This is a genomic window from Mycobacterium colombiense, assembly GCF_001953985.1.
Classification (GTDB): Bacteria; Actinomycetota; Actinomycetes; order Mycobacteriales; family Mycobacteriaceae; genus Mycobacterium; species Mycobacterium colombiense_B.
In genome coordinates this window covers 1-19,349 of sequence record NZ_MBEI01000016.1, presented here as the reverse complement: position 1 = coordinate 19,349, position 19,349 = coordinate 1, and the positions used below count along the sequence as shown (strand labels likewise).

The window sequence follows — 19,349 nt, the reverse complement described above, 5'->3', positions numbered from 1 at the left end:
TTCCAGACACAGCACCGGACGGTGCGGGGCGGCCACCGCGGCGCCCACCGCGGCCGGGATGCCGTAGCCGATCGCCCCGCCGGTCAGGGTCAGCCAGTCGTGCGCCGGCGCGCCGGCGGTCGCCCCCGCAAGCAACACACCGGAGGTGTTCGACTCGTCGACCACGATCGCGCCTTCGGGCAACAGCGCCCCGATCACGTCGGCGGCCGACGCGGAGGTCAGCGGACCGGTCGGCAGCTGGGGCCGCGATGCGGGCGCCACCGGCGCTTCGGTGCCCGGCGCCAGCTGATCGGCCAGGGCGATCAAAGCGTCTGCCGCGCCGCTGTATTCGGCGAGCACATGCACCTCGCAGCCGGCCGGTACCAGATCGCTGGGCATGCCCGGGTAGGCGAAGAACGACACCGGCGACTTGGCGCCGGCCAGCACCAGATGCTTGGCGCCGTCCAGCTGGGCCGTCGCGGCCTCGGCGAAATACGCCAGCCGGTCGACCGCGGGGACGCCGGCGCCGCGCTCCAGGCGGGTCGGGAAGGTCTCGCACAGCACGCGGGCACCGGTGGCCGCCGCGATCCGGCTGGCCGCTGCCAGCCCGGCGCGGCGGGTGGCGTCGCCGCCCACCATGATCACCGTCGGCTCGCCGGAGCGAAGCACCTCGAGCACCTCGGGCGCCAGCAGCGGATCGGCGCCCGTCGGCTGCGCCTCCAGGTTGGAGAACAGCTGGGCGCCGTCGGACCAGGACACGTCGGCGGGCAGGATCAGGGTCGAGATCTGTGAACCCCATCGGCTGGCCGCGATGCCCTCGACGGCGTCGGCCGAGACCTGGGAGGCGTCACTGGTTCGGCGCACCCATCCCGAGACGCTACCGGCCAGCGCGTCGATGTCGGATTCCAGTGGAGCGTCGTACTTCTTGTGATACGTGGCGTGGTCGCCGACCACCACCACCATCGGCACCCGCGCGCGACGGGCGTTGTGCAGGTTGGCCAGGCCGTTGCCCAGGCCGGGGCCCAAATGCAGCAGGACCGCGGCCGGGCGATCGGCGATGCGGGCATAGCCGTCGGCCGCGCCGGTGGCGACCCCCTCGAACAACGCCAGCACGCCGCGCATCCGCGGCACGGCGTCCAGTGCGGCGACGAAGTGCATCTCCGACGTGCCCGGGTTGGCGAAACACACGTCGACGCCCCCGTCGACCAGGGTGTTGATCAGGGCCTGGGCACCGTTCACTTCATTGCCTCCAGTCGGAAAACTCGTTCGGCGTTGCCGCGCAGGAAGTCTCGGCGAGCCTCGTCGGACAGCCCGAGTTCGTCCAGTCCCGCCAGCGCGTGCTCGTGGGTGATCATCGGATAGTTGGTGCCGAACAACACTTTTCGCTGTCCGGTGCCGGTCTTCATGAACCGGACGAGTTCGTCCGGCAACCGCTTGATCGTGTACGCCGAGGTGTCGATGTAGACGTTTTCGTGCTTGCGGGCCACCGCGACCATCTCCTCGGTCCACGGGTAGCCGACGTGGCCGCAGACGATCACCAGCTCCGGGAAGTCCAGCGCCACCTGGTCGATGTAGGGAATCGGCCGGCCGGTCTCTGACGGACGCAGCGGGCCGGTGTGACCGACCTGCGTGCAGAACGGCACGCCGGATTCCACGCATTGGGCGAACAGCGGGTAATAGCGACGATCGGTGGGCGGGGCATTCCACAACCACGGCACCACCCGCAGGCCCACGAATCCTCCGTCGGCTATCCGCCGCCGCAACTCCCGGACGGCCTCCATCGGGCGGTCCAGGTCGACGGTGGCCAGGCCGGCGAGCCGGTCCGGGTGCGCGGCAATCCATTGCGCCACCTCGTCGTTGGAGACGAGGTCCGCCCCGCCGGGCCCGCGCCAGGCGCTGAGCACACCCACTTCGACGCGGGCGGCGTCCATCGACGCCAGGGTCGTCTCGATCGGGATGTCGGTGTCGGGGATTGTCCCGCCCGTCCACCGCCGCAGGGATGCCAGCATGTCGCTGCGCAGGAACCGCGCGGTCGGATGCTGCATCCAGACATCGATCGTCATGCGATTCGACTCTAGACCGGGGCCCGCCGCGGACCGAGGTCAGATGGTCAGCGCCGCGCGGGCGCAGGCGTGCGTCTGCTGCGCGTACCCGCCGCCGAACAGCACGACGTGCGCCAGCAGCGGGAAGAGCTGGTGCAGCCCGATGCGGTCGCGCCAGCCGGGCCGTAGCGGTCGCGCCTCCTGGTAGCCGGCGATCACCGCGTCGTAGTGCGGACAGCCGAACAGTGCGAGCATCGCCAGGTCGGTCTCGCGGTGGCCGGCGTGCGCGGCGGGGTCGATGAGCACCACGCCGTCGGGCGTCCACATCACGTTCCCGCTCCACAGATCGCCGTGCAGCCGGGCCGGCCGGTCGTCGTCGTCGAAATCGCCCGCACGGCAACGCGCCGCGACGGAGTCGACGGCGTCGCGGGTGCGGGCATCGAGCCGCGGGGCCGCGAGTTCGGCCATCGGGGCCAGCCGTTCCTCGGCGTAGAACTCGCCCCAGTCGCGGTGCGGGCACAGCGACATCGGCAGGGGCTGCGACAGCGGGCCGAAATAGCCCGGCCCGTCCCAGCCGTCCGGCCCGGCCCCGAACGCCGGGGCGCCGGCGTCGTGCGTGACGGCCAGGCGGGCGCCGAACGTGCGCGCGGCCTCGGGGGTCGGGCCCACCGATTCCAGGCGTCGCAGGGTCAGGCTCGTGTCGTCCACCGAGACGACCTGCGCGCACGGCACGCCGCCCTCGGCGGCCGAAAGCCATTGCAGCCCTGCGGCTTCGGCCGCGAAGAAACCGGTCGGTGCGGCGGGATTACGTTTGACGAAGTCGGTCACGCAGTGGCGTGGGCGGCGTGCACATCGTCGGCGGGACGGGCCTCGGTCTGCTCCTTGGCCCAGCGGTAGTCGGGCTTGCCCGCGGGCGAGCGCTTGACCTCGTCGACCAGCCACAGGCTGCGCGGCACCTTGTAGCCCGCGATCTCGGAGCGCACGAAGCTGTCCAGCTCCGACAGCGTGGGCCGGGCGGCCGGCCGGGGCTGTACGACGGCGGCGACGTGCTGCCCGTACCGAGGGTCGGGCACGCCGACCACAAGGGCGTCGAAGACGTCGGGGTGGCCCTTGAGCGCGGCCTCGACCTCCTCGGGGTAGATCTTCTCGCCGCCGCTGTTGATCGACACCGAGCCGCGGCCCAGCATCGTGACGGTGCCGTCGGCCTCGACCTCGGCGAAGTCGCCGGGGATGGCATAGCGCACGCCGTTGAAGGTCTTGAACGTCTCGGCGGTCTTCTTCTCGTCCTTGTAGTAACCGACGGGAATGTTGCCCTTCTTCGCGATGAAGCCGCGCACACCGGAGCCGGGCTTGACCTCGTTGCCCTCCTCGTCGAGCACGACGGTGCGGTGGTCGATCGTCACGCGCGGGCCACCGGCGTGCGGCGCGTCCTTGGCGACGATGCTGGTGCCGCCGAATCCGGTTTCCGACGATCCGATGGAGTCGGTGATGACCCGGTTGGGCAGCAGCTCGAGAAATTTCTCCTTGATGCTCGGCGAGAACAGCGCCGCGGTGGAGGCGAGCAGGAACAGCGACGACAGGTCGTATTCGTTGCCCTTGTCCTGGTGGGCCAGCAGCGCGTCCAGCAGCGGCCGCGCCATCGCGTCGCCGGTGAAGAACAGCAGGTTCACCTTGTGGTCGTGAATCGTGCGCCAGACCTCGTCGGCGTTGAATTCCGGTGCCAGCACCGTGGTTTGGCCCGAGAAGATCGACATCCAGGTGGCCGACTGGGTGGCGCCGTGGATCATCGGCGGGATCGGGTGGCGGACCATCGGCGGGTTGGCCGCGGCGGCCTTGGCCAGGTCGTACTCGTCCTTGACGAATTCGCCTGTGGCGAAGTCGGTTCCGCCGAACAGCACCCGATAGATGTCCTCGTGGCGCCACATCACGCCCTTCGGGAAGCCGGTGGTGCCGCCGGTGTAGAGCAGGTAGATGTCGTCGGCGCTGCGCTCACCGAAGTCGCGCTCGGGTGAGCTGCCCCCGATCGCCGAGTAGAACTCGACACCGCCGTAGCGGCTGAAGTCGTTGTCGCTGCCGTCCTCGACGACCAGGATCGTCTTGACGGCGGGGGTCTCGGGCAGCACGTTGGCCACCCGGTCGGAGTACTGGCGCTCGTGGACCAGCGCGACCATGTCGGAGTTCTCGAACAGGTAGCGCAGCTCGCCCTCGACGTAGCGGTAGTTGATGTTCACCAGGATGGCGCCGGCCTTCACGATGCCGAGCATCGCGATGACGATCTCGATGCGGTTGCGGCAGTACAGTCCGACCTTGTCGTCTTTTTTCACCCCCTGCTCCAACAGGTAGTGAGCCAGGCGGTTGGCCTTCTCCTCTAGCTGGGCATAGGTCAACTTCTCGTCGCCGCAGATCAGGGCGACACGGTCGGGCACAGCGTCGATGGCGTGCTCTGCAAGGTCGGCAATATTCAAGGCCACGGCCACCAAATTAGAACGTGTTACATTTCGAGGCAAGCTCGTGCCCATTGTCGAGGGAAAGGCGGTAGCCGTGTCCGTGGAGAATGCCGGAACCCCAGCAAACACAGAAAACGGGGAGACCGGACCCGACGCGCTGGTGGAACAGCGTGGTCACACCCTCATCGTGACCATGAATCGGCCGCACCGCCGCAACGCCTTGAGCACGGAAATGATGGAGATCATGGTCCAGGCCTGGGACCGCGTCGACAACGACGACGACATCCGCTGCTGCATCCTGACCGGCGCCGGTGGCTACTTCTGCGCGGGCATGGACCTCAAGGCAGCAACCCAGAAGCCGCCGGGTGAGTCGTTCAAGGACGGCAGCTACGACCCGTCGCGAATCGACGCGTTGCTCAAAGGCCGCAGGCTGAAAAAGCCACTGATCGCCGCCGTCGAGGGCCCGGCCATCGCCGGGGGCACCGAGATCCTGCAGGGTACCGACATCCGGGTCGCCGGCGAGAGCGCCAAATTCGGCATCTCCGAGGCCAAGTGGAGCCTCTACCCGATGGGCGGCTCGGCGGTCCGCCTGGTGCGCCAGATCCCCTACACCGTGGCCTGCGACCTGCTGCTGACCGGACGGCACATCACCGCCGCCGAAGCCAAGGAGATGGGCCTGATCGGCCACGTCGTTCCCGACGGCCAGGCGCTGACCAAGGCGCTCGAGATCGCCGAGGTCATCGAGAACAACGGCCCGCTGGCCGTGCAGGCGATCCTCAAGACGATCCGCGAGACCGAGGGCATGCACGAGGAAGAGGCCTTCAAGCCCGACACCGCCAACGGAATTCCGGTGTTCCTCTCCGAGGACTCCAAGGAAGGCCCGCGGGCGTTCGCCGAGAAGCGCAAGCCCAACTTCAAAAACCGCTAGACGCCTTCCCTTCGCCGAGTGTGAACTCAGGGCGACTTTTCGGCCGATTTTCCGCCCTGAGTTCACGCTCGGCATCGCCGTCGGTCCTTCGCGCCACACTGCTCGCGTGCACGAACCCTTCATCGGCAGCGAGGCGCTCGCAACCGGCTCCCTTACCCGGCACCGGCTGCGGAGTCGATTCGTCGCGCTGCACCCCGACGTCTACGTCGCCCCCGCCGCCGAACTGACCGCCACGTCGCGCGCGCAAGCTGCTTGGCTGTGGTCGCGGCGCCGTGGCGTCGTCGCCGGGCGCTCAGCCTCGGCGCTGCACGGCGCCAAATGGGTCGACCACCGGGCACCAGCACAATTGTTCTACCAACACCGCCGTCCACCGCCCGGCATCAACACCTGGTCGGATTCACTGGCACGCAATGAAGTTCGGGTGATCGGCGGCATACCCACGACATCCGCGGCGCGTACGGCCTTTGACATCGCTTGCCGCAACCCGGTTGGCAAAGCGGTCGCGGCCCTCGACGCGCTCGCTCGGGCAACGAAACTCGACATCGCCGAAGTCGAGTCGCTCGCTGAGCGCTACAAGGGCCATCGCAACGTCCGCCGCGCGCGGCGCGCACTCGCACTGGTTGACGCGGGGGCGGAGTCGCCGCGGGAGACGTGGTTGCGACTGCTGCTCATCGCTGCCGGCTACCCGCGCCCGAGCACGCAGATTCCCGTCTACGGCAGCTACGGCGAGCTGGTCGCCGTGCTCGACATGGGCTGGGAGAACATCAAATTGGCCGTCGAGTACGACGGGGATCACCACCGGTCTGACCGACGGCAATTCAGCAAAGACATTCGACGCGCGGAGTCACTCGCGGAAATGGGTTGGATCAACATACGCATCACCGCAGAGGACACGGCAGGTGGCGTCATCGCTCGGGTGTCGGCGGCCTGGACGCGCCGAACGGCGCAGGAAATCAGCTCAGCAGCGGCGCGCTCGGGGTGAACACCACCGGCATCGCTTCCAGGCCGCTGACGAAGTTCGCCGGCCGCAGCGGCAGGGCCGAGTCGTCGTCGGCCAGCCGCAGGTCCGGCAGCCGCTTGAGCACCCGCTCGGTCATCATCGAAAGTTCCAGGCGCGCAAGCTGATTCCCCAGGCAGAAGTGCGTGCCGAAACCGAAAGCCATGTGGCTGTTGGGGTTACGCCGGATGTCGAAGTTGTCCGGGTCCTCGAACACCGTCTCGTCGAAGTTGCCCGACTCGAACAGCAGCATGATCTTCTCGCCCTCACGCAGCGAGGTGCCGTGGAATTCGGTGTCGGCGGTCAGGATCCGGCACATGTTCTTCACCGGCGACGTCCAGCGCAGCATCTCCTCGATCGCGCCGGGCAGCAGCGAGGGATCGCGCACCAGGGCATCCCACTGGTCGCGGTGGCGCACCAGCTGCTCCGTCCCCCCGCTCAGCGTGTGCCGGGTGGTCTCGTCACCGCCGATGAGGATGAGCAGCGTCTCCATGACGATCTCGTCGTCGGACATCCGCTGACCCTCCACCTCGGCGTTCACCAAAATGGAGAACAGGTCGTCGGTGGGCTCGGCTCGCCGCTTGGTGATGATGTCCATGGTGAACGCGGTGTAGGCGGCGAAAGCGTTCATCACGCTCTGGGCCACCTCCGATTCCGGATCGATGTGCGAGCTCAGCCCGCACACCAGGTCGTCGGACCACTTCAACAGCATGCTGCGTTCCTGGGGCAACACGCCCAGCATGTCGCCGATCACCGCCATCGGCAGCGGCGCGCCGAAATCGCGGACGAAGTCACACTCGCCACGCTCACACACCGCGTCGATCAGGGTGTCGCACAGCTTGGCGATGGACGGCTCCTTCTCCTTCACCCGCTTACGGGTGAACCCGGCGTTGACCAGCTTGCGCCGCACCAGGTGTGCCGGATCGTCCATGTCGATCATGTAGGGCATGCCGGGCTGGTCGGGACGGATGCCGCCCGTGCTGGAGAACAGTTCCGGATTGCGCTCGGCGTCGAGGATGGCTTGATACGTGGTAGCACCGGCCAGTCCGTTGCGATCACGAAACACCGGCTGGTTGGCCCGCATCCATCGATAGGCCTCGCGCGACGTGTGACGGTCGGCGTAGAAGTTGCCGTCGGTCAGGTCGATGTTCGAGATTGCTTCGGGGATGGTCGAAGTCATTCACAGCCTCCAAATGTTGACGAGCGGATTACAGTAACCGGCATGGCTGAGTCACAACACGTAGTTGCGGGGACAGTCCTCACCATGCCGGTGCGGATACGAAAAGCGGACGTACACACCGCGATGTTTTCGGTGGATGCGCAAGCGGCACAACGCCTTATCGACTACAGCGGTTTGCAGGTCTGCCAGACCCGCCCCGGCCGGGCGGTGGTGAACCTGATGCTGGCGCGCTACATCGACGGCGATCTGGGGCAGTACAACGAATTCGGTACCTGCGTCATGGTCAACCCACCCGGCTCGACGGCGCACGGCTGGCGGGCACTGGGCGATGCGGCCGCGTTCATCCACCATCTGCCCGTCGACCAAAGCTTCACCCTGGAAGCCGGGCGCTCGATCTGGGGATTCCCGAAGATCATGGCGGACTTCACCGTTCGCGAGCACGGCCGGTTCGGATTCGACGTCAGCGCCGACGGCGCGCACATCGCCGGCATCGACTTCGCCCGCGGAGTGCCGGTGCCCTCGACGTTCACGTCGCGCCCGCAGGTGCTCAAGACCTACACCTTCGCCGACGGCACCACCCGCGAAGTGCCCTGGGAGATGCGGGTGCGCGGGGTACGCGGTCAGCTCGGCGGGGCGAAGTTGCGGCTGGGCGATCACGCCTACGCCGAGGAGCTGGCGTCGCTGGGCCTGCCGAAGCGGGCGATGGTCTCTGGATCTGTCGGCCACGTCGAGATGACATTCGGCGACGCCCACCCGCTCGGCTGACCGGCCGGGCCGGGATCGACTGTCCGGCTCGCGCTGCACGCTCTGCATCGTCGTCGGGCGTGTCATCCGGACAATCTAGAACGCGTTCTAAGCCCCTGGCAAGAAAATTAGAACGTGTTCTAGTTTGTCGTGGGCGGGTGTCAGAGCAGCGTCGCCAGCTCGCGGACCTGCTCTGTACTGCGGCCGGACACCACCATCATGGTGACGCCGGCGGCCTCCCAGGCCTTGATCTGCTTACGCACGTAGTCGAGGTCGCCGACGATCGCGGCGTCGTCGATCACCTCGTCGGGGATGATTTCCGCCGCCTTGTCCTTTTGGTTGCTGCGGAACAGCTTCGTCACGTCGTCGACCACTTCGGAGTAGCCCATCCGGCGGTAGACGTCGGCGTGGAAGTTGGTGTCCTCCGCGCCCATCCCACCCATGTAGAGCGCGATATAGGGCTTCATGGCCGCGAAGGCGGCGCTGCGATCCTCGGTGATGACGATGTTGGCCGTCGCGCAGATCTCGAAGTTCTCCCGGCTGCGGCGTGCGCCGGGGCGGGCGAATCCCTCGTCCAGCCATTCGTTGTAGGTGTCGGCCATCCGTGGCGTGTAGAAGATCGGCAGCCAGCCGTCGCAGATCTCGGCGGCCAGTGCGACGTTCTTCGGTCCCTCGGCACCCAGCATGATCGGGATGTCGGCCCGCAGCGGATGGGTGATGGGCTTGAGCGGCTTGCCCAGACCCGTTGCGCGCTCGCCGGTCAGCGGCAGCGGGTAGTGCGGCCCGGCGCTGGTCACCGGGGCCTCGCGCGCCCATACCTGCCGGATGATGTCGATGTATTCACGGGTGCGGGCCAGTGGCTTGGGGAACGACTGGCCGTACCAGCCCTCGACCACCTGCGGGCCTGAGACGCCGAGGCCGAGGACGTGCCGCCCGCCGGACAGGTGGTCGAGCGTCAGGGCCGCCATGGCGCAGGCCGTCGGGGTGCGGGCGGACAGCTGGACCACCGAGGTGCCCAGCCGCACCCGCGACGTCGACGAACCCAGCCAGGCCAGCGGTGTGTAGGCGTCCGAACCCCAGGCCTCGGCGGTGAAGACGGCGTCGTATCCGGCCTCTTCGGCCGCAGCGACGAGCTCGCCATGGTTCTGCGGCGGCTGAGCGCCCCAATATCCCAGCTGCAATCCGAGCTTCATTCGTCTTTGCCCTTCCGTCGCCGACCCGATGTTGAATCCGTTCTTAGAACCTGTTCTACTCGATGACGTGACAGCCAGCTCGAGTAGCCCGCCCCTGATGGATCACCCTGAGCCACCACTCGCCGCGCCACTGACGTTGTCCTTCGACTACACCCGTTCGGTCGGCCCCACGCTGAGCAAGTTCTTCACCGCGCTGCGTGACCGCCACGTCCTGGGTGTGCGCGGATCGGATGGCCGGGTGCACGTGCCGCCGGCGGAATATGACCCGGTCACCTATGAGCCGCTGGGCGAGATGGTACCGGTGTCCAGTGTCGGCACCGTGGTCTCGTGGACCTGGCAGCCCGAGCCGATCGAGGGCCAGCCGCTGGACCGCCCGTTCGCCTGGGCGCTGATCAAGCTGGACGGCGCCGACACCCCGCTGATCCACGCGGTGGACGCGGGTGAGCCGAAGGCGATCAAGACCGGCACCCGGGTGCATGTGCACTGGGTGGACGAGCCGGTGGGCGCCATCACCGACATCGCCTATTTCGCGCTCGGCGACGAAGCCGAGGCCGTAACCGAGCAGTCGGACGGCGACAAAGACCCGGTGACCATGATCGTCACGCCCGTCTCGCTGACCATCCAGCACAGCGCCTCCCACGAGGAGAGCGCCTACCTGCGGGCCATCGCGCAGGGCAAGCTGCTCGGCGCGAAGACGGGCGAGAACGGCAAGGTCTATTTCCCGCCGCATGGCGCCGACCCGGCCACCGGCCAGCCGACGACCGAGTTCGTGGAGCTGCCGGACAAGGGCACCGTCACGACGTTCGCGATCATCAACATCCCGTTCCAGGGCCAGCGCATCAAGCCGCCCTACGTGGCGGCCTACGTGCTGCTCGACGGAGCCGACATCCCGTTCCTGCATCTGGTCGCCGACATCGACGCCCACGAAGTTCGGATGGGTATGCGCGTCGAGGCGGTGTGGAAACCCCGCGAGGAGTGGGGCTTCGGCATCGACAACATCGAGTACTTCCGGCCGACCGGGGAACCCGACGCCGACTACGACACCTACAAGCACCACCTGTAAAGGGCTTACCTGCACATGAGCGCTCGCAACGTTGCGGTCGTCGGCTTTGCCCACGCCCCACACGTCCGCCGCACCGACGGCACCACCAACGGTGTCGAGATGTTGATCCCGTGCTTCGCCCAGCTGTACGAGGAGCTGGGCATCAGCAGGACCGATATCGGCTTCTGGTGTTCCGGATCATCCGATTACCTTGCCGGACGGGCATTTTCGTTCATCTCGGCGATTGATTCGATCGGTGCCGTCCCGCCGATCAACGAATCACACGTCGAAATGGATGCGGCCTGGGCACTTTACGAGGCCTACATCAAGATCCTGACCGGCGAGGTCGACACCGCGCTGGTGTACGGCTTCGGTAAGTCCTCGGCCGGCGTCCTGCGTCAGATCCTGTCGCGGCAGACCGACCCCTACACCGTCGCACCGTTGTGGCCCGATTCGATCTCGATGGCCGGGCTGCAGGCGCGCCTCGGGCTCGACACCGGCAAGTGGACCGAGGAGCAGATGGCGCGCGTGGCGTTCGACTCCTTCGCCAACGCGCGGCGGGTGGACAACGTGGAGGGGTCCATCAGCGTGGCCGAACTGCTCGAGCGGCCGTTCTTCGCCGACCCGCTGCGCCGTCACGACATCGCCCCGATCACCGACGGCGCCGCGGCCATCGTGCTCGCGGCCGGCGACCGGGCGCGCGAACTACGCGAAAATCCCGCCTGGATCACCGGAATCGAGCATCGCATCGAAACCCCGTCACTGGGCGCGCGGGACCTCACCGAGTCCCCGTCGACCAAGGCCGCGGCCCACGTGGCCACCGGCGGGCGGACCGACAACCTCGACGTGGCCGAGATCTGCGCGCCGTTCACCCACCAGCATCTGATCATCGAGGAAGCCATCCGGATACCGGGACCGACCAAGGTCAATCCGTCCGGCGGCGCGCTGGCGGCCAACCCCATGTTCGTCGCCGGTCTCGAACGCATCGGCTTTGCGGCACAACACATCTGGAACGGTTCGGCTGAGCGGGTGCTGGCGCACGCCACCAGCGGGCCTGCGCTACAACAGAACTTGGTCGCGGTGATGGAAGGAAAGAACTGATGGCCGGTGCAGGGCCAAACGTTGCTGCGGTACTAGGTACCGGACAAACGAAGTACGTCGCCAAGCGCCAAGACGTTTCGATGAACGGCCTGGTGCGCGAGGCGATCGACCGGGCGTTGGCCGACTCCGGCAGCACCTTCGACGATATCGACGCCGTGGTGGTCGGCAAGGCGCCGGACTTCTTCGAGGGCGTCATGATGCCCGAGCTGTTCATGGCCGACGCCATGGGCGCCACGGGCAAGCCGCTGATCCGCGTGCACACCGCGGGATCGGTCGGCGGGTCCACCGGGGTGGTGGCCGCCAGCCTGGTGCAGTCCGGCAAGTACCGGCGCGTGCTCGCGATGGCCTGGGAGAAGCAGTCGGAATCAAATGCCATGTGGGCGTTGTCGATTCCGATCCCCTTCATCAAGCCGGTGGGTGCCGGCGCGGGCGGCTACTTCGCCCCGCATGTGCGCTCATACATCCGCCGGTCCGGTGCGCCGACGAACATCGGTGCCATTGTCGCGGTCAAGGACCGGCTCAACGGCAGCAAGAACCCGCTGGCGCACCTGCACCAGCCCGACATCACGGTCGAGAAGGTGATGTCGTCGCCGATGCTGTGGGATCCGATCCGCTACGACGAGACCTGCCCGTCGTCCGACGGCGCCGCAGCCGTGGTGATCGGAAACGAGGAGGCCGCCGAAGCCCGCCTGGCGCAAGGACATCCGGTGGCCTGGATCCACGCCACCGCGTTGCGCACCGAGCCGCTGCAGTTCTCCGGGCGCGACCAGGTCAGCCCGCAGGCCGGCCGAGACGCGTCCGCGGCGCTGTGGAAGGCCGCCGGCATCGAGAGCCCGATCGACGAGATCGACGCCGCGGAGATCTACGTGCCGTTCTCCTGGTTCGAGCCGATGTGGTTGGAAAACCTCGGCTTTGCCGCCGAGGGCGAGGGCTGGAAGCTCACCGAATCCGGCGAAACCAGGATCGGCGGACGGCTGCCGGTGAACCCGTCGGGCGGCGTGCTGTCGTCGAACCCGATCGGTGCCTCCGGCCTGATTCGCTTCGCCGAAGCGGCAATTCAGGTGATGGGCAAGGGTGGCGACCACCAGGTGCCCAACGCGCGAAAGGCCCTGGGACACGCCTACGGCGGTGGTTCGCAGTACTACTCGATGTGGGTGGTGGGCGCTGACAAGCCCGCGGCCCAAAAGGTCGATGCGTGAGCGGGCATCCCGCGCACGAGGCCGGCCGCCGCTCCCGTGAGGCGGTGGCGGCCCGGGACAAGGACGCCTGGCTGGCGGTGTTCGCCGACGACGCCATCGTCGAGGACCCGATCGGACCTTCGGTATTCGACCCCGAAGGCCTGGGACACCGCGGCCGCGACGCGATCTCGGCCTTCTGGGACAAGGCCATCGCCCCCACCACGAAGATCGAGTTCTTCTTCCGCGACACGTATCAGTGCGGCAACGAGGAAGCCAACGTGGGGCACATCCTCATCACTACGGGCGAGTACCAGACGACCGCCGAGGGTGTCTTCACCTACCGAGTCAACGCCGAGGGCAAGATGGTGGCCCTCCGTGCCTACTGGGAGATGGAGCGCGCGGCGGCCAACACGCGCAAGGTCTAGAGCGGATCCAGCCCGGCCAGATGCCGCAGGGCGAGATCGCGGTAGGCCTGCGGGTTCACCTTGACCCACATCTCGGCGCCCGTCCCAGCGACCGGTCCTTTGATCTGGGCCGGCGCGCCGACGGCCAGCATGCCGGGCGGAATCTGGGTCCCGGCCGTCACCAACGAGTGCGCGGCGACCAGGCTGCGTGCGCCGATCACCGCACCGTCCAGAACCGTGGCGTGGTTGGCGATCAGCGCCTCCTGCCCGACGTGAACCCCGTGGATGACGCACAGATGCGCGACCGTGGCGCCGGGACCGATGTCGACCGGGATGCCGGGGGGCGCGTGCAACACCGACCCGTCTTGGACGTTGGCGCCCTCGCGCACCACGATGGGTCCGTAGTCGCCGCGCAATACGGCGTTGAACCAGACCGAGGCCCCCGCCTCCACCACGACGTCGCCGATCAGCGTGGCCGTCGGGGCCACGAAAGCGGTGGGATCGACCCGTGGCGCGCGGCCCTCGAACGCAAACAGCGGCATCGTTTAGATATACCCCAGTGCGCATATGTGGTGGCCAGGCTCGCCGTCGTTGCGCGCCCCCGCCGCAAAACTGTAACGTGTTCTAGTTAGAGGCCCAGCGAGTTGGAGGTGACAGGTGAGTACCGACACCAAGGCGGTCGGCATCCGGGAAATCGATCCCGGCGACTTGCCGACCAGATACGCCCGCGGCTGGCACTGCCTGGGCGTTGCCAAGGACTTCCAGGACGGTAAGCCGCATTCGATCGAGGCGTTCGGCACCAAGCTGGTGGTGTTCGCCGACTCGCACGGGGACATCAAGGTCCTCGACGGGTACTGCCGCCACATGGGCGGGGACCTGTCGGAGGGCACCATCAAGGGCGACGAGGTCGCCTGCCCGTTCCACGACTGGCGCTGGGGCGGCGACGGCCGCTGCAAGCTGGTCCCCTACGCCAAGCGCACACCCAAGACCGCGCGGACGCGGTCGTGGACGACCGACGTGCGCGGCGGCCTGCTGTTCGTGTGGCACGACCACGAGAACAACCCGCCGGACCCCGCCGTGCGCATCCCGGACATCCCGGAGGCCCACAGCGACGAGTGGACCGAGTGGCGCTGGAACCGCATCCTCATCGAGGGGTCCAACTGCCGCGACATCATCGACAACGTCACCGACATGGCGCACTTCTTCTACATCCATTTCGGGTTGCCGACGTACTTCAAGAACGTCTTCGAGGGCCACATCGCGTCGCAGTACCTGCACAACGTCGGCCGGCCGGACGTCAATGACCTCGGCACGTCGTACGGTGAGGCGCATCTGGATTCGGAGGCGTCCTACTTCGGGCCGTCGTTCATGATCAACTGGCTGCACAACAGCTACGGCGGTTACAAGGCCGAGTCGATCCTGATCAACTGCCACTACCCGGTGACCCAGAACTCGTTCGTGCTGCAGTGGGGTGTCATCGTCGAAAAGCCCAAAGGCATGGACGAAAAGATGACCGACAAGCTGTCGAAGGTGTTCACCGAGGGCGTCAGCAAGGGCTTCCTGCAAGACGTCGAGATCTGGAAGCACAAGACCCGCATCGACAATCCGCTGCTGGTCGAGGAGGACGGTGCGGTGTACCAGCTGCGCCGCTGGTATCAGCAGTTCTACGTCGACGTCGCCGACATCGAGCCGGAGATGGTGGAGCGCTTCGAGATCGAGGTGGACACCACCCGCGCCAACGAGTACTGGAATTCCGAGGTCGAGGAGAACCTCAAGGCCAAGGACTCCGAGGCGGACGAGACGGCTACCGACGACGTGCCGGCCAAGCAACACTAGAAATCATGGGCGACGATCAGCCGGCGGTGCCTGACGTCGATCAGCTTGCGCGATCGATGTTGTTGCTGCATGGCGATCATCATGACCACGACGAGCATCCGGCCGGCCCCGAGCGCAAGGGCGGAACCTGGTCGAAATCAATGGATTTCGCCAACGACCCACAGCGTGCCGCGGCGGTTGCCGAAGCCAGTCGCGCCGACCGCGAGCGATACCTGAGCTCGGGTCTGCTGCCCGTGGACTGCCGGTTCTGCCACGTGCGGGTCACCGTTCGCAGGCTCGGGCCGGGACACACCGCGGTGCAGTGGAACACCGAGGCGTGGCAGCGCTGCGCGCACTTCACCGAGGTGCGCGAGTCCGGGGGCGACACCGCGCGCACGAAGTCGTGCCCGAAACTCGCTGACAGCATTGAACATGCGGTCGCCGAGGGCTATCTCGACCTCGACGACGAGCCGGACGACGACTGAGCGAACGTCACCCCGGGTCCTGGCCCGCGGCGGGTCGGCCCCGCGCGCAAGCGTTGGTGTTGTGCCCGCCTTTGAGCGACAACGCGATCGCGCCGTGGAGAGTCGTAGAGGTTGTCGCTGAGAGGCGGGCAGAAGTCAAAGCTCCGATTCGGAAACTCTTGTGGCGCCTGTGACTTACAGGCCCGCAAACCGCTCCTTGACCGTCTCGGTGCTGAGGCCGTAGTCGGCCAACGAGTAGGTGTGCTTGGGTGCCCGCGCGCCGGACTGGCTGTCGGCGTGGGTCTTTTCCATGGCCGCCTTGGCCTCTTCGGTCAACGTCAGGCCGAAGTGCCGGTAGATGTCGGCTACCGTACCCATCGGGTCGGCGATCAACTCCTTGTAGTCCACGTCGTAGAACTGCGACGGGCTGTATTTGGCCCGTGCGGTGTTGAACCGCTCCAGCCCCCGCGACCACGTTTCCATTGCGTCGGCGCCGATTTGGGCGCCGGTGAACGACGTCGACCATCCCTCGGCGGTGTGCTGCGCAAGCGAGCACATCGAGGCCATGATCGTTTCGACCGGACGATGCGTCTGGATCACCAACGCGTCGGGATAGGTCGCCATCAACGCGTCCAGCGCGAACAGGTGGCTGGGATTCTTCAGCACCCATCGCTTGTCGGCGTCGTTGAGCCCGATCAGTTGAAGGTTGCGGCGGTGCCGCTGATACGACGGCGTCCAGTCCTGCCGGGACAGCCACTGCGAGTAGGTGGGCAGGTGCGCCAGCGTTTCGTAGGACGCCGAATGCAGCGACTGCCGCAGCAGCTGCCAGCACTCCTCCAGCTCGTACGCCGCCATGAAATGCAGACCCGTGTAGTCCGGGTTTTCGGCATGATGCTTCTCGAACTGTCCGTTCAGCTGGCTGTAAAACGGGTTGGATTCCCAGGTTTCACGAGGCGGGCGCGGCTGTGGAAATTCTGCCAACCACAGATGCAGGCCCTGGTGCGCGGGATCGGCGCCCAGCAGCCGATGCAAGGCGGTGGTGCCGGTGCGGACCAGCCCGGTGACGAAGATCGGCCGCTCGATGGCGACGTCCGCGTGCTGCGGGTATTGCTTCCAGGCAGATTCGGAAAGCAGCCTGGCCACCAGCGCACCACGCAGGAAGAACCGATTCATCTTGCTGCCCAACGGCGTCAAGTCGGCGTCTCGCCGGTAGGAGTCCAGCAGGACTTCCAGCGCTTCGAGGTAGTTGTCGTCGTTGCTACCGAAATCATCCAGCCCGATCATCTTGCTGGCCGACGCCTTCAGGTCGTCAACGGTGCCGACATCGGTGCGCTCTGCCATTAGGTGTGATACTCCCCGCAATTGACGTCCAGGGTCTGCCCGGTGATGCCGCTGGACAGGTCGCTGGCCATGAATAGGATCGCCGAGGCCACCTCGTCCTCGGTCGGCAGCCGCTTCAGGTCGGAGTCGGCCGCCGTGGCCTGGTAGATCTGTTCGGCCGTCGTGCCGTACTTGCCGGCCTGGTGGTTGAAGTAGCCCTGCAGTGTCTCGCCCCAGATATAGCCGGGTGCAACGGAATTGACCCGGATCCCCTGCTCGCCCAGCTCGGTGGCCAGCGAATGCGACATGGACAGCAGCGCGGACTTGGCCATCTTGTAGGCGCCGTACTTCGCCTGCGAGTGCCGCAGCACCATGGAGTTGACGTTGACGATCGAGCCCTTCGACTCGGCCAACGCCGGCGTGAACCCCTGGATGAGCCGCAGTGCGCCGAGCGCGCTGAGTTCGATCGCGTCACGAATATGCTGAAAGCTGGTGCCCGAGAACGGTTTCAACGACGGCACCCGGAATGCGTTGTTGATCAGCACGTCAACCTTGCCGTAGGCCTCCAAGGTGGCATCGACCAGGTTGTTCACCTGGTCGTCCTCGGTGATGTCGGTGCGCACCGTGGTCGCACGGCCTCCGAGGTCGGCGATCTGCTTGGCGACGTCGTCCAGGCGCTCCGGCGTCCGGGCCGCCAGCACCAGGTCGGCCCCTTCTCGTGTGCATCGGTGCGCCAGCGTCGTGCCAAGGCCCGGGCCGACGCCGCTGATCACCACTACCTTGCCGTCGAGCAACTTCGTCATCCCAGCATCCTTGCCTGAATCTGTTGGTGGCGCAGCGCAATTCGGGCGCGCCAGTCGTCCTCCGAAATCTTGTTGTGCTCGAAGTACGGCAACGCGGCCGGAACCTTGTCGATGTCGACCACCTCAACGGTCGGACCGTCGGCGTCGGTGAGCTGACGCGACACCCGCTGCCAGCGGAACTGCAGGAAGCCACGCCGGTGGCCGACCGTCTCGGCCCAGTTGGTCACTCCCGGGTTCTGCTCGGCGACCACGATGCGGACCTTGCCGTCTGGATCCGCCTGCGCCTGAGTGTTGTTCAGCGAGGTCTGGTGGTTGATGTAGTCCAGCGAGATGTACCAGAGGCTGCCCAGCTGGAAGCCGAGGTAGGGCGCGTCGGACACCGGGATGGTGATGACCATCGCCTGATCCGGTCGCAGGTCGAAATGGCCCACCGACGAGTACTGCGTGGACAGTCCGCCCGGAGTCAGCCGCGGCGGCACCATGGTGTTGACCGGCAGGTCGAGATAAAACCATTGCGGGAATTGCAGCCAGGTCTTCACCCGCTGGACAAGCTGCTTTCCCGCTGTGGCGTAACGCTTTTCGATGAGCTCACGGGTCAACGGCGGCGGTGCGGTGCCCGCCGTGTCGAGCCGGGAGATCGCCAGTGTGCCGCGCTGCGCCGCCCAGTCGCCGTACACCTCGCGGATCACCAGCTGCCCCGGACTCGTCGGCCGCACCCGCCACTCGAAGCTGCCGTCGGGCGCGATCTCGAGCTCGCGGTCGTCGAACGCGGCCTGGCTGACGGGCACGAAGTCGTCCGTGTACTCGCCGCCGAGTAGCTGGAAACTCAGGTCAGTGGTGGTCCCGCGCCTGCCCGTGACCACGTAGTCGTGGTTGGCGTGCACCCGGGTACCGAAATAGAGGGTGTCGGGGTTGTCCAGGCCCATCTTGGTGAACGGCCCGGTACCCGACTGCAGGAAAGGATGGTCGCGGTCGTAGTCCACGGCCAGATGGATGCAGCCCGAGATACAGCCGGCTAGGTACTGCAACCCTTCGAGCAGGTCGGCTTCGGTCTCGATGAACGGTGCGTCGGCGACCAACTGCTCGGCCTCTGCGATCGCAGCGGTGAGGGAATCAGAGAACACGCCTAGACGCTAGAACGTGTTCTACTTTTTCGTCAATGGCGAACATTCCCGCGCGTCGGCCACAGCGTTCAGCGACGACGCCGACTCACTAGGGAGGGCAGGAGTGGGAGAGGTCGATCAGGTGCTGGCGGACGTCGGGATGCCGGTTCAGGTAGTCGATGACGTTGCCGTTACCGCCCTCCGCCTGCGACCTTTGCTGCAATTGCTGGTGCAGGTCGGGATGCCGCTGCAGGTACGAGTCGATGGATGCACCCACGTCCTGATTGCATTGCGGATCCGCACTGGCTATGCCCGCGACGGGCACCGCGATCACCGTTGCGGCGGTAGCGGTCATCAACCCCCCGGCGAGCAGGCCGTACAGCCCGCGGCGACGGGCGCCGACTGTCTTGGATGTGCTCATAGGCGTCAGGTTACTCGCGGTACCTTTGCGGCGCCTGTGTGCGCCGTCGGCCAGACCGGCGGGTCAGCGCGGGGCCGCGGCGCCGCTTTCCCGCTCGCGTTTGATCTCCAGGGCGATGTCGATGAGCTGGTCTTCTTGGCCGCCGATGAGTTTGCGTTGGCCGGCGCGGTGCAACAGTTCGTGAGCGG

The 19,349-nt window shown here is 66.8% G+C and carries 20 protein-coding genes and 1 pseudogene; 9 read left to right on the top strand and 12 right to left on the bottom strand.

The window, feature by feature from the left end:
• The 4 genes from A5732_RS02860 to A5732_RS02845 form a co-directional block, all read right to left on the bottom strand.
• Positions 1–1,218, bottom strand: a 1,218-nt coding sequence (locus A5732_RS02860) for an acetolactate synthase large subunit (RefSeq protein WP_076100516.1), incomplete at its 3' end; no start/stop codon positions are given.
• Complete coding sequence (locus tag A5732_RS02855) at positions 1,215–2,042, bottom strand: amidohydrolase family protein (RefSeq protein ID WP_076100514.1); 828 nt, start codon at positions 2,040–2,042, stop codon at positions 1,215–1,217. The genes A5732_RS02860 and A5732_RS02855, both read right to left, overlap by 4 nt.
• Before the next feature lie 39 nt (positions 2,043–2,081).
• On the bottom strand, positions 2,082–2,849 hold the full coding sequence (locus A5732_RS02850) for a fructosamine kinase family protein (RefSeq protein ID WP_076100512.1): 768 nt from the start codon (positions 2,847–2,849) through the stop codon (positions 2,082–2,084).
• Positions 2,846–4,498: an acyl-CoA synthetase gene (locus A5732_RS02845; RefSeq protein WP_076100511.1), complete on the bottom strand. Its 1,653-nt coding sequence runs from the start codon at positions 4,496–4,498 to the stop codon at positions 2,846–2,848. The genes A5732_RS02850 and A5732_RS02845 overlap by 4 nt, the downstream gene beginning before the upstream one ends.
• Before the next feature lie 34 nt (positions 4,499–4,532).
• On the opposite strand from A5732_RS02845, the gene A5732_RS02840 reads away from it, so the two are divergent.
• Together A5732_RS02840 and A5732_RS02835 are read left to right on the top strand one after the other, a co-directional pair.
• Complete coding sequence (locus A5732_RS02840; protein WP_371915794.1) at positions 4,533–5,396, top strand: crotonase/enoyl-CoA hydratase family protein; 864 nt, start codon at positions 4,533–4,535, stop codon at positions 5,394–5,396.
• A gap of 106 nt (positions 5,397–5,502) precedes the next feature.
• On the top strand, positions 5,503–6,378 hold the full coding sequence (locus tag A5732_RS02835) for a hypothetical protein (RefSeq protein ID WP_076100509.1): 876 nt from the start codon (positions 5,503–5,505) through the stop codon (positions 6,376–6,378).
• Here A5732_RS02835 and A5732_RS02830 read toward each other — a convergent pair.
• On the bottom strand, positions 6,350–7,573 hold the full coding sequence (locus A5732_RS02830) for a cytochrome P450 (protein WP_076100507.1): 1,224 nt from the start codon (positions 7,571–7,573) through the stop codon (positions 6,350–6,352). The genes A5732_RS02835 and A5732_RS02830 overlap by 29 nt on opposite strands.
• Positions 7,574–7,615: 42 nt before the next feature.
• Here A5732_RS02830 and A5732_RS02825 point away from each other — a divergent pair, with 42 nt between their 5' ends.
• Positions 7,616–8,338 carry an acetoacetate decarboxylase family protein gene (locus A5732_RS02825; protein ID WP_076100505.1) on the top strand — a complete coding sequence of 241 codons (723 nt, stop codon included), beginning with the start codon at positions 7,616–7,618 and terminating at the stop codon, positions 8,336–8,338.
• A 140-nt stretch (positions 8,339–8,478) separates the two neighbouring features.
• On the opposite strand, the gene A5732_RS02820 is transcribed toward A5732_RS02825, so the two are convergent.
• Positions 8,479–9,510: an LLM class F420-dependent oxidoreductase gene (locus tag A5732_RS02820; protein WP_076055051.1), complete on the bottom strand. Its 1,032-nt coding sequence runs from the start codon at positions 9,508–9,510 to the stop codon at positions 8,479–8,481.
• A gap of 67 nt (positions 9,511–9,577) precedes the next feature.
• Here A5732_RS02820 and A5732_RS02815 point away from each other — a divergent pair, with 67 nt between their 5' ends.
• Genes A5732_RS02815 through A5732_RS02800 form a run of 4 tightly spaced genes read left to right on the top strand, consistent with a single transcriptional unit; the run spans position 9,578 to position 13,256 of the window.
• A complete protein-coding gene (locus A5732_RS02815) occupies positions 9,578–10,573 on the top strand; it encodes a Zn-ribbon domain-containing OB-fold protein (protein ID WP_178413022.1) in 996 nt (331 codons plus the stop codon).
• 15 nt (positions 10,574–10,588) lie between these two features.
• Positions 10,589–11,653, top strand: coding sequence for a thiolase domain-containing protein (locus A5732_RS02810; protein ID WP_076100503.1), 1,065 nt, complete (start codon positions 10,589–10,591; stop codon positions 11,651–11,653).
• Positions 11,653–12,852 carry a thiolase domain-containing protein gene (locus tag A5732_RS02805; RefSeq protein ID WP_065050823.1) on the top strand — a complete coding sequence of 400 codons (1,200 nt, stop codon included), beginning with the start codon at positions 11,653–11,655 and terminating at the stop codon, positions 12,850–12,852. The genes A5732_RS02810 and A5732_RS02805 overlap by 1 nt, the downstream gene beginning before the upstream one ends.
• On the top strand, positions 12,849–13,256 hold the full coding sequence (locus tag A5732_RS02800; protein WP_065050826.1) for a nuclear transport factor 2 family protein: 408 nt from the start codon (positions 12,849–12,851) through the stop codon (positions 13,254–13,256). Before A5732_RS02805 ends, A5732_RS02800 begins: the two co-directional genes overlap by 4 nt.
• On the opposite strand, the gene A5732_RS02795 is transcribed toward A5732_RS02800, so the two are convergent.
• Positions 13,253–13,777 (bottom strand): gamma carbonic anhydrase family protein, encoded by a 525-nt coding sequence (locus tag A5732_RS02795; protein WP_076055043.1) that lies wholly within the window; start codon positions 13,775–13,777, stop codon positions 13,253–13,255. The two genes, A5732_RS02800 and A5732_RS02795, sit on opposite strands and share 4 nt — an antisense overlap.
• A gap of 115 nt (positions 13,778–13,892) precedes the next feature.
• Between A5732_RS02795 and A5732_RS02790 the strand changes: the two genes are divergently transcribed.
• Both A5732_RS02790 and A5732_RS02785 read left to right on the top strand, forming a co-directional pair.
• On the top strand, positions 13,893–15,071 hold the full coding sequence (locus A5732_RS02790; RefSeq protein ID WP_076055041.1) for a Rieske 2Fe-2S domain-containing protein: 1,179 nt from the start codon (positions 13,893–13,895) through the stop codon (positions 15,069–15,071).
• Between the two features lie 5 nt (positions 15,072–15,076).
• A complete protein-coding gene (locus A5732_RS02785; RefSeq protein ID WP_076100501.1) occupies positions 15,077–15,535 on the top strand; it encodes a hypothetical protein in 459 nt (152 codons plus the stop codon).
• A gap of 174 nt (positions 15,536–15,709) precedes the next feature.
• On the opposite strand, the gene A5732_RS02780 is transcribed toward A5732_RS02785, so the two are convergent.
• The 5 genes and pseudogenes from A5732_RS02780 to A5732_RS02760 all read right to left on the bottom strand — a co-directional run.
• The gene (locus A5732_RS02780) at positions 15,710–16,855 is read right to left on the bottom strand and encodes a sulfotransferase family protein (RefSeq protein WP_076055038.1); all 1,146 of its coding nucleotides are present in this window, start codon (positions 16,853–16,855) and stop codon (positions 15,710–15,712) included.
• The gene (locus A5732_RS02775; RefSeq protein WP_076100499.1) at positions 16,855–17,637 is read right to left on the bottom strand and encodes an SDR family oxidoreductase; all 783 of its coding nucleotides are present in this window, start codon (positions 17,635–17,637) and stop codon (positions 16,855–16,857) included. Before A5732_RS02775 ends, A5732_RS02780 begins: the two co-directional genes overlap by 1 nt.
• On the bottom strand, positions 17,634–18,761 hold the full coding sequence (locus A5732_RS02770; RefSeq protein WP_064882162.1) for a hypothetical protein: 1,128 nt from the start codon (positions 18,759–18,761) through the stop codon (positions 17,634–17,636). The genes A5732_RS02775 and A5732_RS02770 overlap by 4 nt, the downstream gene beginning before the upstream one ends.
• An 88-nt stretch (positions 18,762–18,849) precedes the next feature.
• Entirely contained in the window at positions 18,850–19,161 is a 312-nt protein-coding gene (locus A5732_RS02765) for a hypothetical protein (RefSeq protein ID WP_064951983.1), read from the bottom strand.
• A gap of 63 nt (positions 19,162–19,224) precedes the next feature.
• A pseudogene (locus A5732_RS02760) lies at positions 19,225–19,349 on the bottom strand (4-hydroxy-2-oxovalerate aldolase); the annotation flags it as partial.

Coding starts and splice junctions, on each gene's coding strand:
- A5732_RS02765 (WP_064951983.1), bottom strand. CDS start 19,161: ATGAGCACATCCAAGACAGTCGGCGCCCGTCGCCGCGGGCTGTACGGC.
- A5732_RS02855 (WP_076100514.1), bottom strand. CDS start 2,042: ATGACGATCGATGTCTGGATGCAGCATCCGACCGCGCGGTTCCTGCGC.
- A5732_RS02820 (WP_076055051.1), bottom strand. CDS start 9,510: ATGAAGCTCGGATTGCAGCTGGGATATTGGGGCGCTCAGCCGCCGCAG.
- A5732_RS02825 (WP_076100505.1), top strand. CDS start 7,616: ATGGCTGAGTCACAACACGTAGTTGCGGGGACAGTCCTCACCATGCCG.
- A5732_RS02775 (WP_076100499.1), bottom strand. CDS start 17,637: ATGACGAAGTTGCTCGACGGCAAGGTAGTGGTGATCAGCGGCGTCGGC.
- A5732_RS02785 (WP_076100501.1), top strand. CDS start 15,077: ATGGGCGACGATCAGCCGGCGGTGCCTGACGTCGATCAGCTTGCGCGA.
- A5732_RS02810 (WP_076100503.1), top strand. CDS start 10,589: ATGAGCGCTCGCAACGTTGCGGTCGTCGGCTTTGCCCACGCCCCACAC.
- A5732_RS02805 (WP_065050823.1), top strand. CDS start 11,653: ATGGCCGGTGCAGGGCCAAACGTTGCTGCGGTACTAGGTACCGGACAA.
- A5732_RS02830 (WP_076100507.1), bottom strand. CDS start 7,573: ATGACTTCGACCATCCCCGAAGCAATCTCGAACATCGACCTGACCGAC.
- A5732_RS02780 (WP_076055038.1), bottom strand. CDS start 16,855: ATGGCAGAGCGCACCGATGTCGGCACCGTTGACGACCTGAAGGCGTCG.
- A5732_RS02795 (WP_076055043.1), bottom strand. CDS start 13,777: ATGCCGCTGTTTGCGTTCGAGGGCCGCGCGCCACGGGTCGATCCCACC.